This window comes from Mycobacterium asiaticum (assembly GCF_001673365.1).
Lineage (GTDB): Bacteria > Actinomycetota > Actinomycetes > Mycobacteriales > Mycobacteriaceae > Mycobacterium > Mycobacterium asiaticum_A.
Map to the genome: position 1 here is coordinate 32,629 of NZ_LZLS01000220.1, position 14,182 is coordinate 46,810.

Sequence of the window (14,182 nt, forward strand, 5' to 3'; positions counted from 1 at the left end):
GGTGGCAACCCATCAAGTCGACGCGGTGGTTCTGGTAGGTGGCAAGGGCACCCGGTTACGGCCGTTGACGTTGTCCGCGCCGAAACCGATGTTGCCGACGGCTGGGCTGCCGTTTTTGACCCACCTGTTGTCGCGGATTGCCGCGGCGGGCATCGAGCACGTGGTGCTGGGCACCTCTTACCGGGCCGAGGTGTTCGAAGCGGAGTTCGGTGACGGCTCCAAGCTCGGGCTGCAGATCGAGTATGTGACCGAGGAGAACGCGCTCGGCACCGGTGGCGGCATCGCCAACGTCGCGGGCAAGTTGCGCCACGACACAGTCATGGTCTTCAACGGGGACGTGCTGTCCGGTGCGGACCTCGGCCAGTTGCTGCAGTTCCATCGCGATCATCAGGCCGACGTCACGCTGCACCTGGTGCGGGTGAGCGATCCGCGGGCATTCGGGTGCGTGCCCACCGATAGCGACGGACGGGTCACCGCATTCCTGGAGAAGACGCAGGATCCGCCGACCGACCAGATCAACGCCGGCTGCTACGTCTTCCAGCGCGACATCATCGACCGGATTCCACGCGGCCGCGAGGTTTCGGTGGAACGCGAGGTGTTCCCGGCGCTGCTCTCGGCCGACGACGTCAAGGTCTGCGGTTACGTCGATGCCACCTATTGGCGCGACATGGGCACTCCGGAGGACTTCGTGCGCGGATCTGCCGACCTGGTTCGCGGCATCGCGCCGTCACCGGCGCTGCACGGCCAGCGCGGCGAGAAACTGGTGCACGACGGCGCGGCCGTGGCACCCGGGGCGCTGTTGATCGGCGGGACGGTCGTCGGGCGGGGCGCCGAGATTGGGGCCGGCGTCCGGTTGGACGGCGCGGTGATCTTCGACGGCGTCAAGGTGGAGGCCGGCAGCGTGATCGAACGTTCGATCATCGGCTTCGGTGTTCGCATCGGCCCGCGCGCGCTGGTCCGCGACGGGGTGATCGGCGACGGCGCCGACATCGGCGCGCGCTGTGAGTTGTTGCGCGGCGCGCGGGTATGGCCCGGGGTCGCGATCCCTGACGGTGGGATCCGCTACTCGTCCGACGTCTAGTTGGCGTTGCGTGTGCAACTCACCAGGTAGGCCAGCGCGTGATCGGTGTCGGGAGGTAGCGCGTCGGCGGGCCACCACCGCAAGTCGTCCGACTCGTCGCTGAGCACGATCTGCGCCCCGGCGGGCGCGTGCGCGACGAACTGCAAGTCGAGGTGCCGTGTCGGCACACCCAGCGAGCAGGTAACCGGATGGACATGCACCGCAACCAGATTCGGCTGCAGACGCAGTCCGGCGATGCCGGATTCCTCGGTGGCTTCCCGCAATGCGGCGGCGAGGATGTCGGGGTCGTCGTCCTCGCAATGCCCGCCCAACTGCACCCAACGACCCAGCCGCGGGTGCAGGGTGAGCAGCACGCGCCCGCCGGAATCGTCGAGCACCAGCGTGGACGCGGTGATGTGGCCGGGCTCGCACTCGCGCAGGCAGGCGTCCTCGCGAGCGAGCACGAAACCCAGCACCGCCTGGCGCAACGAATCCTGTGCCGGGTTGGGTGCCTGCCAGTCGGTGAGCAACCTGATCACCGAATCCCGAAGACTCACTGGGCTTTCCGCCTCGCACGGCGATCCCGCAGCGTGACATGGGCCGCGCGGCAGTCCGCCACGAGCTGTGGCGGCAAGCCCAATCGCTCGATCAGCACCCGCCGGTCCACCATGTCGAGCGCCTTCTCGATCTCGTTGGCCCGCAACAACAGATCGACATCCGCGGCCAGCTCGGAGTCGGCGTGGTCCGGGTGCGGAATGGGCAACGCTTCGGCTTCACGTGGTTCCAGTTCCAGGATCCCGCCGCCATAGCTGCGGCCCATGATCTCGGCGAACGCGAACGTGACGCTGTTGTGGAACACCGTGGCCAGCGCTGCCGCGTCGGTGCCGCCCCCGGTCCGCACCCGGTGCACGGTGTCGGTGCTGGTGGCTGCCGCGGCGTTGACCGTCAGCCGCGGGGCCCGGTGAATTTGGCGCAGCATGAACAGATCTGGGATCCACGGTGACGGCGTAATCCACCACGGCTTGCGCAGCGAGCATTTGTAGCCCAGGTGCACGCCGGCGGCTTCGCCTGCTTCGATGTGCGCGGCGAGTGCCGGGCCGGGTGACGCCGCCGCCGAGGCGTTGAGCAACCAGGTGCGGTGCCCGGCGGCGAGATCGGCGGCACGGCAATCGACGTCGTAGAACAGGCCGGACAGCTGTGCGCTGCGCGAGACCAGCGGCACGCAGTGCGCGGCTAGATCGAGTTGTCGCACTTGGGAATCGGTGAAGGTGAAGAAGCTGTTGCGCCCCGTCACGATGCCCACGTCCACCTCGGCCACGCGGCCCAGTCGGGTCATGACGTCGTCGGCCGCCAGCGTGCGCAGCGTCTGGATCTGAACGGGGCTCAGGAAGTACTTGGTCCACTTCTCGTTCTCGTGGCGCAGCGCCGGGGCCGCGGGCACGTCGAGATCGGCTTCGTCGAGCGCAGCGGCGTCATCGATCGCGATGGTGCGGATATGCGCCGGGCCGTCCGTCGCACCGCCCACGACGCCGCAGAACAACACCACCTCCTGCAGCACACCGTCGAACACCAACCGCCGGAAACTCATCAGCGTGATCTCGCGGTAGCGGCTCACCAGGAAGTCACGCAGTTGCGCGGCGTAACCGACTTGGAGCAACTCGGCGGGCAGCACCAGACCCACCCGGCCGCCCTCGCGGACCAACGTGGTGGCGGCCACGACGAACGGCACCCAGGCATTGGTCAACTTGTTGGGCGCCAACCCTTCCCGGCGTAACAGCGCCAGAGCCGGGTCGCGCTGTTCGGCGGCCCAGTTCCCGAACCGGATGTAGGGCGGGTTGCCCGCCACGCCGTCCCATCCGACACCGCCGGCCCAGGTGAACAGATTCGCGGTGTCCACCGGCGCGAACTCGCGCGCCTTGGCCGCCTCGGCGTCGACGAGTTCCACGCCGTGAGCCTGGTCAGTAACGCCGGCCAATTCGCGCAGGATCCGCCCGTCGCCACAGGACGGTTCTAGTACCTTCGGCCCGGCTTGGGCTACCCAGTCGGCCAGGAATCGGGCGATGGGTCGCGGGGTGTAGTAGCCGCCGCGCACCTTGTCGGCCGACACGGCGGCTTTGCCCGCGAACGTCTTCATTTGCGGATCAGCAAGTCCGCGACGGGAACCGGATCGCGCACTGCGGCTGGCTGGGCCGCGTAACCGATGGCGATGGCACCCAACGGTTCCCAGTCGGCCGGCAGCCCGAGCTCTTGGCGAACCAGCTCGGCGGCGAAGATCGTCGACCCGATCCAGCAGCTACCCACTCCGCGCACCGCCAAGGCGACCAGCAGCGCCTGCACCGCCGCACCGACCGCCACGGTGAACATGGTGTGCTCGGCCTGGGTACGGGCGGCGTCGGGGTAGCTGTGGGCGCCGTCGGGAACCAGGAACGGGATGATGACTTCGGGTGCGTCGTAGAGGATCTGGCCGCGAGCCAGCCGGCGCTCGATGGAGTCGGCGGGCCTGCCGTCGCAGGCCAGATCGCGGCGCCACTTGTCTTTCATCCGGTCCAGCAACCCGATCCGCGCGGAGTGATTCTGTAACCAGACGAAGCGCACCGGCCGGGTGTGGTGCGGGGCCGGTGCGGTCAGCGCCTCGGCGACGGCCGACTCGATAAGCTCCGCCGGCACCGGATCGGCACTGAACTGGCGGACCGATCGGCGCAACAGCTGGGCCTGACCGCGGCCCAGCTCGATGGCCTCGGCGGCACCGAGCCAGAACAGATCTTCGGTGCCGGCACGCACCAGCTGCCGGGCCGTCGAACCGTCGTCCACCGGGTGCAGCCCCCGCACGACAGCTACCGGCATCGCGGTCAGCTTGCCCTTGACCAGATCGGCTGCGGCCGCGATCTCGTCGGCGACGGCGATCTCGGTCACCACCAACTCGTTGCCATGCCGGTCGACCGCGCCCGAATAGTTGTGCAGCACAGGAACGCCCGAGCTTCCGATGGCGGCGTCCAGCTGTCCGTTGCGCCAGGCGCGGCCCATGGTGTCGGTGATGACCACAGCGACCTCGACCCCGAGTCGCTCGCGCAGCGCGGCGCGTAACCGCTGTGCGCTCGCGTCCGGGTCGACGGGCAGCAACGCCAATTCGCTACGCCCGACGTTGGATCCGTCGACACCGGCCGCAGCCTGAACCAGCCCGATCCGATTCTCGGTGATCAACGTCCGCCCCTTGCGTGCGAGCACGCGCACCGCCTCGTCGTCGATCAGTTTGCGGCGCAATTGGTCTCGCGCCTCTTCGTCTTCGGGGGCGGGAACCAGCCTGCCCTCGCATTTGGAAATCACCTTGCTGGTCACCACCACGACGTCGCCGTCGCGCAACCAGGGCGCGGCGGAGCTGAGGGTGGCACCGAGATCGTCGCCGGGGCGGAACTCGGGAAGTCCTTGCACGGGCAGGATTTCGAGCACCGCGGCGCTGCCGTGCTCGCCGGCCGGAGGCAGGCTGGAACCGGTCACACCGTCACGCCCGCAAAGTCCAGCCCGGCGCGAACCATTTCGGCCGTCGCCGCGGGGTCGGTCATCAGCAGCGGTATGGATCGTACCGTGACACCGTCGATTTCGGCGTGATCACCGTCGTGCACCAACCAGCAGTCCAATATTCCGGTAGCGCTTCGGGCGCCGTAGTGGCGGCCCACCGCTTGTGCGGTGGAATCCACACCGATAACCGACAGGCAGGCATCGGCCATGCCGCGCAATGGCTTTCCGCCGATGATGGGGGAGTAGCCGACCACCGGCGCGGTGGATGCACGCAGGGCGGCGCGGATGCCCGGTACCGCGAGGATCGCTCCGACGCTCACGACCGGGTTCGACGGGGCCAGCATGATCACATCGGCTTCGCCGATGGCCGTAACGGCTTCGGTTGTGGCGCCTGCCTTTTCGGCGCCGACGAAGGCGAAGCTGTGGGTGGGCACCTGGGCGCGATAACGGACCCACCACTCCTGGAAGTGGATTGCCCGCCGGGTGGCTGGATCCGAATCCGGGTCGCTGATCACCACGTGCGTTTCGCAACGGTCGTCGCTGGCCGGCAGCAACTGTGCGCCCGGCTGCCAACGGTCGCACAGTGCCGCGGTGATCTGCGACAGCGGATAGCCGGCGTTGAGCATCTGGGTGCGCACCAGATGAGTGGCCAGGTCGCGGTCGCCGAGCATGAACCAGTCGGGCTGAACACCGTAGCGCGCGAGTTCCTCTTTGGCATGCCAGGTTTCGTCGCGATGGCCCCAGCCGCGCTCCGGGTCGACCCCGCCGCCCAGGGTGTACATGCAGGTGTCCAGATCCGGGCAGACGCGCACTCCGTGGATCCATGCGTCGTCACCGATGTTCACGACGGCGTTCAGTTCGTGGCCGCCGTCATCGGATCGAGCAAACTGGCCTAATCCGAGCAGTTGCTGCACCCCGAGCAGGAAGCGGGCGCCGCCGACGCCGCCGACCAGAACGGTGACCTTCACACGAAGAACGTACCCGCCCGGAGGTCATCCTTAGACCGGGCTATGGTGGGATGATTCTCGGTAACCAGTGTGGCGCAAGGGACTTGTGATCAATTCGTGGCCGACACGCCGGGCACCCCGGACAACAGAACCGCCGAAATTCGATCACGAGATGGTATGGAAATGCGCCGAAGTGCTTGACCAGGGTCCCCGGCACGTGTCTAATCACATCAGTGTCATTTCCCGGTTGGCCGGCCGGTTCCGGTGTCGCAGACCGAGATTCGATCACTTGTTCGAATTGGGCATCTGTACATCAGAACAGTGGGAAACCATTTCACTCTCTATTAGTGAGGAGGCGGAGGCATGTCCTATGAGTACCTTCGGGGCGTAATGGGAAGCACACCGCACACCGTTGCCGGGTCGGATGTGACACCGACGGCGCACGTCCGTCCCCATTTGAGCGTGGTCCCCGATGTGCCCGCCTTTGAGCCCGAGCCGCTGCTGCCGGAAGAAGTTCCGGCCGATCAGTGGCAGGACAAGGCGCTGTGCGCACAGACCGACCCCGAAGCCTTCTTCCCTGAGAAGGGTGGCTCCACTCGTGAGGCCAAGAAGATCTGCCTGGGCTGCGAGGTTCGGCACGAGTGCCTCGAGTACGCCTTGGCGCACGACGAGCGGTTCGGCATCTGGGGCGGCCTGTCCGAGCGGGAGCGTCGGCGCCTCAAGCGCGGGATTATCTGAGCAATCAGCTCTGATCAGTCGTCGATCGTCGGGTCGATGACCGAAGGCTCCACATCCAGATAGATGGCCACTTGGGCCACCAGGATCTCATGCAACAAATCGCCGAGTTCGACGGTGTCCTTAGCCCGTCGCTCGATTGGCTTACGGAACAAGACAATTCGCGCCCGGGTGGCGTTGCCGCGGACGTCGACTCCGGCCGGGATCAACCGGGCCAGCGCGATCGGCCCGTCGGCAATCACCTCTGGCGGCCACTGCACACTGTCCGGGTCGCGCGCCGCGATGCGCGGGATCTCGTCGACCGCGACGTCGAGTTCCGACACCCGCTCCTGCCAACGCCGCTCGATGGGTTCGTAGGCCTCGAGGACCGCCATGTCGAACCGCTCGGCGCGGGTGCGCCAGCCGGGGACCGTCGGCGGCAGCAACGGACCGCGCATATCGCGGCCCCGGCGGCGTCCCGGCCGACCGGGTGTCGCTGCCGATCTGTCCCCGCTCACGCGCCGATGGTAACGGTTACACATCGCGCCCACCGATGCGCGTGTCCGGCGCTTGGACGGCGTTTGCGCACGATAGCCTTTCGAACGTGAACGTACCCCGACGCTGCTGCCGGCCCGGGTGTCCGCACTATGCCGTGGCAACGTTGACGTTCGTCTATTCGGACTCGACGGCGGTGGTCGGCCCGCTGGCTACCGTGCGGGAACCGCACTCGTGGGATCTGTGTGTCAACCACGCCGGACGCATCACCGCGCCGCGCGGTTGGGAGCTGGTGCGCCACGCCGGGCCGTTGCCCAGCCATCCCGACGAGGACGACGAACTTGTGGCGTTAGCTGACGCCGTGCGCGAGGGCGGGTCGGGCATCGCGCGGGCCGGCGGACTCGGCGCGATGGTCAACGGCTTCGTTACCACCGACGGCTTCGACGACGTCCCGCGCGCCGGCGGCGCCGCCGACGCTCACTTGCAGCCGGCGGGTGCCCACGCCACCGCGCCCAGCGGCGGGTTGCTGGCCCCGCCCGAGCATCGCTCTGGACGCCGCCGTGGGCATCTGCGGGTATTGCCCGATCCTGCTGAGTAGACCTCGATAGGCTGGCGGCCAAGAGTCGAACATCCAGGTCGTCAGGAGCGCCGAAGAATGTCGTGGCCCGCTGAGGCTGTCCACCGTGTCATCAAGGCCTACGACGTACGCGGTCTGGTTGGCGAAGAGATCAACGAAGCGCTGGTCGCCGACGTCGGCGCCGCCTTCGCCCGACTGATGCGAGACGAGGGCGCCCGCCGGGTGGTGATCGGTCACGACATGCGTGACAGCTCACCGTCGCTGGCGGCCGCGTTCGCCGACGGCGTCAATGGTGAGGGTCTGGACGTGGTGCGCATCGGGTTGGCCTCCACCGACCAGTTGTATTTCGCCTCAGGCCTATTGGAATGCCCCGGGGCGATGTTCACCGCCAGCCACAACCCGGCTGCGTATAACGGCATCAAACTGTGCCGGGCAGGTGCCAAACCGGTCGGCAAGGACACCGGGCTGACGATCATCAGCGAGGATCTGATTGCCGGGGTTCCCAATGGCCACACCGGGTCGCCCGGCTCCGTCACCGACCAGGACGTGCTGGCCGACTACGGGGTCTATTTGCGCTCGCTGGTGAACACCGCCGATTTGCGTCCGCTGCGGGTGGCAGTGGACGCCGGCAACGGCATGGCCGGGCACACCACCCCGGCCGTGCTCGGCGTGATCGACTCGATCACGTTGCTGCCGTTGTACTTTGAGTTGGACGGGACATTCCCCAATCACGAGGCCAACCCGCTGGACCCGGCGAACCTGGTGGATCTGCAGAACTACGTGCGCGAAACCGGCGCCGATATCGGCCTGGCCTTTGACGGCGACGCCGACCGGTGCTTCGTCGTCGACGAGCGCGGTGAGCCCGTCTCGCCGTCGACGGTGACCAGCCTGGTAGCCGCACGGGAGCTGAGCCGGGAGATCGGTGCCACCGTGATCCACAACGTGATCACCTCGCGAGCGGTGCCCGAGCTGGTGACCGAGCGTGGCGGCACACCGCTGCGCTCGCGGGTCGGGCACTCCTATATCAAGGCGCTGATGGCCGAGACCGGGGCGATCTTCGGCGGGGAACATTCGGCGCACTACTACTTCCGAGACTTTTGGGGCGCCGACTCCGGCATGCTGGCCGCGCTGTACGTGTTGGCCGCACTCGGTGAGCAGGACCGACCGCTCTCGGAGTTGACCGCCGACTACCAACGCTACGAATCGTCGGGCGAAATCAACTTCACCGTCGACGATGCGACGGCGTGCGTGGACGCGGTATTGAAGACGTTCGCCGGCCGTATCCAGTCCATCGACCATCTGGACGGGGTCACGGCAAACCTCGGCGATGACAGTTGGTTCAATCTGCGCAGCTCCAACACCGAGCCGTTGTTGCGCCTGAATGTGGAGGGGCGCAGCATCGAGGATGTGGACGCGATCGTGGCGCAAGTCAGCGCCGAAATCGCGGCGCATCAATCCGGGGGCGGGCCGCCGTGAATACCGTCGGGGCCGTCGATCTCGAAGACGCTGACGGCCTGATCGCCGCCGACCGGGACGGCCTGCTGCGGGCCGCGTCGATGGCCGGCGCGCAAGTGCGTACCGTGGCCGCCGCATCCGACGAAGGCGAACTGGATTCGCTGCGCGGTGAGGACCGGGTGCGCAGCGTGATCTGGGTGGCCGGGCGTGGCACCGCCGAAACCGCCGGCAGCCTGCTGGCTTCGACGCTGGCCACGGCGGTCGCCGAACCGATCGCCCTGGTCACCGAGGCGCCCCCCTGGGTCGGTCCGCTCGACGTGCTGGTCGTCGCCGGCGACGACCCGGGCGATCCCGCGTTGGTGGGCGCGGCCGCGACGGGAGTGCGCAGGGGAGCGCGGGTGGTCGTGGTGGCGCCGTACGAGGGTCCACTGCGTGACTCCACCGCCGGTCGCGTGGCCGCTTTGCCGCCGCGGCTGTGGGTGCCCGAAGAGTTCGGACTGTGCCGGTATTTGGCGGCGGGCCTGGCGATCCTGCAAGCCGTGGACCCTCGGCTGCGTATCGATCTGGCGGCACTGGCCGACGAGCTGGACGCCGAGGCATTGCGCAACAGCGCCGCGCGAGATCTGTTCACCAACCCGGCCAAGACCTTGGCCACCCGCATGACCGATAGCGAAAGCGCGCTGGCCGGCGACTGCGCGGCGACGCTGGCACTGGCCCGGCACGGCAGCTCGGTGCTGTTGCGGATCGCCCAGCAGGCCGTCGCGGCGGCCTGGTTAACCGACGCGGTGGCGGCTCTGCGGGCCGGCCCGACCGGGTTTGCCGATCCCACCGAGGCGCTGTTCCACGACGAGCAGATCGACGGGCCGCTGCCGCAGCGGCTGCGGGTGCTGGCCCTGACGCTGGCCGACGAGCGCACTGTGGTGGCCGCCCGGGTAGCCGGTCTCGACGACGTTTACCTGGTGGGGGCCGAGGATGTGCCGGATGTACCGGCGGCGCAGACCGCCGGGGCACGCGCCGAGCAGCAACTGGCAGTATTGGCCGTTCGGCTGGAAATGGCCGCGGTTTACCTGCGACTGACACGGGGATAGATAGACGGTGGAATTGCTACGCGGAGCGTTAAGGACGTACGCCTGGGGATCCCGCACCGACATCGCCGAGTTCACCGGGCGGCCGGTACCGGCGGCGCATCCCGAAGCCGAACTCTGGTTCGGCGCGCACCCCGGCGACCCTGCGTGGCTGGAGACCCCCGACGGCGAAACGTCGTTGCTGACCGCGCTGACCGACGATCCGGAAGGGCAGCTCGGTCCGGCATCGCGCGCCCGCTTCGGCGATGTCCTGCCGTTCTTGGTCAAGGTGCTGGCCGCCGATGAGCCGCTGTCACTGCAGGCCCACCCGAGTGCCATGCAGGCGGTCGAGGGGTTTCAACGTGAAGAGCGACTGGGCATTCCGGTCAATTCGCCGGTTCGCAACTATCGCGACACCCGTCACAAGCCCGAGCTGCTGGTGGCGTTGCAGCCCTTCGAGGCGTTGGCGGGTTTTCGTCAGGCATCTCGTACCACCGAGCTGTTGCAGGCACTCGCGGTGTCCGACCTCGACCCGTTCATCGATTTGCTGAGCGGCGGCTCCGATGCGGATGGCCTGCGTGCGCTGTTCACCACCTGGATCACCGCGCCCCAGCCCGACATCGACGTGTTGGTGCCTGCCGTGCTCGATGGCGCCATCCACTACATCAGTTCGGGGGCAACGGAATTCGCGGCCGAGGTGAAAACGGTGCTGGAGCTCGGTGAGCGTTACCCCGGTGATGCCGGGGTGCTGGCGGCGCTGTTGCTCAACCGGATCACGCTGGCCCCCGGCGAGGCGATCTTCCTGCCCGCCGGCAACCTGCACACCTACCTGCGCGGCTTTGCACTGGAAGTCATGGCCAACTCCGACAACGTATTACGCGGCGGCCTCACGCCGAAGCACGTCGACGTACCGGAACTTCTACGGGTGCTGGATTTCCGGCCCACCGCCGAATCCGAACTGCGACCGGCAGTCCGTCGCGACGGGCTGGCCCTGGTTTATGACACCCCGGCCGACGAATTCGCGGTCACCCTCTTCGTTCTAGATGGCGACCACCTCGGCCACGAGGTCGACGCGTCATCAAGCCACGACTCGCGCGTCACCGATGGCCAAGGTCCGCAAATTCTGTTGTGTGCGGAAGGGGCACTGACCGTGCACGGCAAATCGGAGTCGGTCTATCTCGAGCGCGGTGCTGCCGCCTGGGTGGGCGCCGACGACGGCCCGATCCGGCTGTCCGCGCAGCAACCGGCCAAGCTGTTCCGGGCTACCGTGGGCTTGTAACCGGCTGGTTTTCCTTACTGCGTCCGCGCAGTTCCCTGCGCTCCTGCATCCACAGTCGCATGTTGTGCGCGATCGTGCGGCCGACCAACTTCGCCGGCGGAACCATATAGAGACTGTCCAACAACGAGAACCGGCGCAAAAACCATTCAGCGAGAACGGGTTCGGTTTCGGCGGCCCCGAGGAACTGGTCGAACAACGAGCCGACGGGTCGCCACCAACGTGGTTCGGGGTGGCCGGTGGCGTGGTGCAGGGCGACGTCCCCGATGGCGTTCATCATCCAAACCGGGAAGGTGGTCTTGGCGGTGAACCGGTTGAGCGTGGCGGCCAGATCTCCGTCCGGAGCCTCGAGCGCTCGGCGCAGGTTGCCGGCTTGCAGTGATGTCATCGTCATGCCTTGCCCGAAGGTCGGGTTGAAGCTGGCCACCGCGTCGCCGATCGGGATGATGCCGGCCGGGAAGCGATCCAGTTTGTGGTAGCGGCGCCATCTGCTGACCGGGAAGGCATGGTAGGAGGGCTCGCCGACGGGCTCGGCGCGGCTCAGCGCGGCATGAAAATGTTCCGGCAGCAATTGTTTGGCGAGTGCGATCATCTCCGGGAAGGTGCGCGGCGGCTTGGCGTTCGCGACGCCGAAGGTGGTCAGCACCCAGGTGCCGTCCTCGTAGAACAGCATGCCCATGCCCAGTGACTGGTCGTGGGAGGCGCCGGCGACCACCACCTTCTCCCGGATCAAGCCTTCGGGTATGCGGAATTGGTGGGTGGCGTAGTTGATCCCGATGTCCACCGTCGCCTCGGGTGCGCGGTGATATCCCCACTGGGTCAACCACACCGGCAACCGCGTGCCGCGACCGGCGGCGTCGACCACCAGATCGGCGGCAACGAACTCGGGGCTGGCCTGGTCGGGCGTTGCGCCCGGCTCGGGGTTTAACAGCACCCCGGTCACCCGTTCCAGCGCCGGCTCGAATCGTGGCTCGGCGACGGGCCGTTGCACGATCTGCACATTGTCGATGTCCAGGACACGGCGCCGGATCTGCCACTCGAGGTGTGGTCGGCTGGGCACGTAGGCGGTGAACTCGTCGCGCAGCGTGTGGCCGGTGCCCAGGACGTGTCCGGCGGCACCCAGGTGGATGCAGTCCGGCCGGTTCTCCAGTCTGGGCACGCCGGCGGCGACCATGTCGTCGAGCAGGCCGGGGAAGAGGCTCTCGAACTCGTTGGCGCCGCGGGCCATCAACATGTGTAAATGCCGGTCCTGCGGGACGGTGGCGCGGTTGGCCGGGGTGCTCGGCAGGGTGTCCCGCTCGAAGATCGTCACCTTGGAATAGAAGTCGGACAGCACCCGGGCCGCGCACAACCCGGCGATGCTCGCCCCTATCACTACCGCATGATTTTTGCTCGCTGCGCTCCCCACCATCCACGCAGAGTACCCAGTACTGTGCCGTCACAAGGGTGCCGACTCACGGCGGGAAAGGGGCGGGTCCATGACCGGTCGCTGGCGGATGAAATCGGTCGAACAATCGATTGCCGATACCGACGAGCCGAGTACCCGGCTCCGCAAAGACCTGACCTGGGTGGATCTGGTGGTCTTCGGTGTCTCGGTGGTGATCGGGGCCGGGATCTTCACGGTGACCGCGTCGACCACCGGCGACATCACCGGCCCGGCCATCTGGATCTCGTTTCTGATTGCGGCGGCCACCTGCGCCCTGGCGGCGCTGTGCTACGCCGAATTCGCCTCGACCCTGCCGGTTGCCGGGAGCGCATACACCTTCTCTTATGCGACCTTCGGTGAGTTCCTGGCCTGGATCATCGGCTGGAACCTGGTCCTGGAACTGGCGATCGGGGCGGCCGTCGTCGCCAAAGGGTGGTCGAGCTATCTGGGCACGGTATTCGGCTTCGCCGGCGGCATCGTGCATCTGCAAGGTTTCAACCTGGACTGGGGTGCCCTGCTGATCGTCGCGTCGGTGGCGGTTCTGCTGGTGTTGGGTACCAAGTTGTCGTCGAGGTTCTCCGCGGTGGTGACCGCTATCAAGGTCGCGGTGGTCATCCTGGTCGTGATCGTGGGTTCCTTCTATATCAAGGCGGAGAACTACCACCCCTTCATTCCCGAACCGGAGACCCAACACGGCGGCAACGGACTGGACCAGTCGGTGTTGTCGATGCTCACCGGCGCCGGCAGCAGTCACTACGGCTGGTACGGCGTACTCGCGGGCGCCTCGATCGTGTTCTTCGCGTTCATTGGCTTTGACATCGTGGCCACGATGGCTGAGGAGACCAAGGACCCGCAGCGCAACGTGCCGCGCGGGATCCTGGCCTCGCTGGGGGTCGTCACGGTGCTCTACGTCGCCGTGTCGATCGTGCTCTCGGGCATGGTGTCCTACACCGAACTCAAGACCGTGGGTTCGCATTCGACGAACCTGGCCACCGCGTTCAGGGCGAACGGGATTCATTGGGCCAGCGGCGTCATCTCGGTGGGAGCCCTGGCCGGCCTGACCACCGTGGTGATGGTGCTGATGTTGGGACAGTGCCGGGTGCTGTTCGCGATGGCGCGCGACGGGCTGTTGCCGCGCACTTTGGCCAAGACCGGACAGCGGGGCACGCCGGTGCGCATCACCGTGCTGGTCGCGGTCGCGATAGCGCTGACAGCCTCGGTGTTCCCGATCGACAAGCTCGAAGAGATGGTCAACGTGGGCACGCTCTTTGCGTTCGTGCTGGTGTCGGCCGGTGTGATCGTCCTGCGCCGGACGCGCCCCGATTTGGAGCGCGGCTTCAAGGCGCCTTGGGTTCCGTTGCTGCCGATTGCCTCGGTGTGTGCGTGCCTGTGGCTGATGCTCAACCTGACCGCGCTGACCTGGGTTCGGTTCGCGGTCTGGCTGGTGATCGGCGTGGCGATCTACTTCGGGTACGGCCGGCGGCACTCGGTGCAGGGCCGGCGGGCGCAGCATCCGCAGACTCCGGACGCCCCGGAAGACTTCAGCGCCAAAGTAGACACGTAAGGCGTTTTTGGATAATCCGTTTACAAAATAGCGTATTGTGTCTAGACATGAGACGCGGACTGCCGTAATGTCCAACCTCAAGTGGTAA

Annotated in this window: 13 protein-coding genes; 7 read left to right on the plus strand and 6 right to left on the minus strand. The window is 67.1% G+C overall.

Annotated features, from left to right (window positions below):
* Position 1: 1 nt before the first annotated feature.
* Positions 2–1,081: a sugar phosphate nucleotidyltransferase gene (locus tag A5634_RS26135; protein ID WP_065146926.1), complete on the plus strand. Its 1,080-nt coding sequence runs from the start codon at positions 2–4 to the stop codon at positions 1,079–1,081.
* Here the strand turns inward: A5634_RS26135 and A5634_RS26140 are convergent.
* From A5634_RS26140 to cofD, 4 genes are read right to left on the minus strand one after another with little or no spacing between them, the layout of a single operon-like run.
* The gene (locus tag A5634_RS26140; RefSeq protein WP_065146927.1) at positions 1,078–1,617 is read right to left on the minus strand and encodes an NUDIX hydrolase; all 540 of its coding nucleotides are present in this window, start codon (positions 1,615–1,617) and stop codon (positions 1,078–1,080) included. The two genes, A5634_RS26135 and A5634_RS26140, sit on opposite strands and share 4 nt — an antisense overlap.
* Positions 1,614–3,194, minus strand: coding sequence for a class I SAM-dependent methyltransferase (locus tag A5634_RS26145; protein WP_065146928.1), 1,581 nt, complete (start codon positions 3,192–3,194; stop codon positions 1,614–1,616). Before A5634_RS26145 ends, A5634_RS26140 begins: the two co-directional genes overlap by 4 nt.
* On the minus strand, positions 3,191–4,540 hold the full coding sequence (locus A5634_RS26150; RefSeq protein WP_172831799.1) for a coenzyme F420-0:L-glutamate ligase: 1,350 nt from the start codon (positions 4,538–4,540) through the stop codon (positions 3,191–3,193). Before A5634_RS26150 ends, A5634_RS26145 begins: the two co-directional genes overlap by 4 nt.
* A gap of 11 nt (positions 4,541–4,551) precedes the next feature.
* The gene (gene cofD / locus A5634_RS26155; RefSeq protein WP_065146930.1) at positions 4,552–5,544 is read right to left on the minus strand and encodes a 2-phospho-L-lactate transferase; all 993 of its coding nucleotides are present in this window, start codon (positions 5,542–5,544) and stop codon (positions 4,552–4,554) included.
* Positions 5,545–5,913: 369 nt separating this feature from the next.
* On the opposite strand from cofD, the gene A5634_RS26160 reads away from it, so the two are divergent.
* Positions 5,914–6,261: a WhiB family transcriptional regulator gene (locus tag A5634_RS26160; protein ID WP_065146976.1), complete on the plus strand. Its 348-nt coding sequence runs from the start codon at positions 5,914–5,916 to the stop codon at positions 6,259–6,261.
* A gap of 14 nt (positions 6,262–6,275) precedes the next feature.
* Here A5634_RS26160 and A5634_RS26165 read toward each other — a convergent pair whose 3' ends face one another.
* Positions 6,276–6,695, minus strand: a complete 420-nt coding sequence (locus tag A5634_RS26165; protein WP_065146931.1) for a metallopeptidase family protein — start codon at positions 6,693–6,695, stop codon at positions 6,276–6,278.
* 146 nt (positions 6,696–6,841) lie between these two features.
* Between A5634_RS26165 and A5634_RS26170 the strand changes: the two genes are divergently transcribed.
* The 4 genes from A5634_RS26170 to manA are packed head-to-tail and all read left to right on the plus strand — an operon-like array spanning position 6,842 to position 11,107.
* Complete coding sequence (locus A5634_RS26170) at positions 6,842–7,330, plus strand: DUF3499 domain-containing protein (protein ID WP_216638764.1); 489 nt, start codon at positions 6,842–6,844, stop codon at positions 7,328–7,330.
* Between the two features lie 57 nt (positions 7,331–7,387).
* The gene (locus tag A5634_RS26175; RefSeq protein ID WP_065146933.1) at positions 7,388–8,785 is read left to right on the plus strand and encodes a phosphomannomutase/phosphoglucomutase; all 1,398 of its coding nucleotides are present in this window, start codon (positions 7,388–7,390) and stop codon (positions 8,783–8,785) included.
* Positions 8,782–9,852, plus strand: a complete 1,071-nt coding sequence (locus A5634_RS26180) for a TobH protein (protein WP_065146934.1) — start codon at positions 8,782–8,784, stop codon at positions 9,850–9,852. Before A5634_RS26175 ends, A5634_RS26180 begins: the two co-directional genes overlap by 4 nt.
* 7 nt (positions 9,853–9,859) lie before the next feature.
* Positions 9,860–11,107, plus strand: coding sequence for a mannose-6-phosphate isomerase, class I (gene manA / locus A5634_RS26185; RefSeq protein ID WP_065146935.1), 1,248 nt, complete (start codon positions 9,860–9,862; stop codon positions 11,105–11,107).
* Here the strand turns inward: manA and A5634_RS26190 are convergent.
* A complete protein-coding gene (locus tag A5634_RS26190) occupies positions 11,091–12,515 on the minus strand; it encodes an FAD-dependent oxidoreductase (protein ID WP_065146936.1) in 1,425 nt (474 codons plus the stop codon). The genes manA and A5634_RS26190 overlap by 17 nt on opposite strands.
* Before the next feature lie 67 nt (positions 12,516–12,582).
* On the opposite strand from A5634_RS26190, the gene A5634_RS26195 reads away from it, so the two are divergent.
* On the plus strand, positions 12,583–14,094 hold the full coding sequence (locus A5634_RS26195) for an APC family permease (protein WP_065146937.1): 1,512 nt from the start codon (positions 12,583–12,585) through the stop codon (positions 14,092–14,094).
* Positions 14,095–14,182 lie beyond the last annotated feature (88 nt).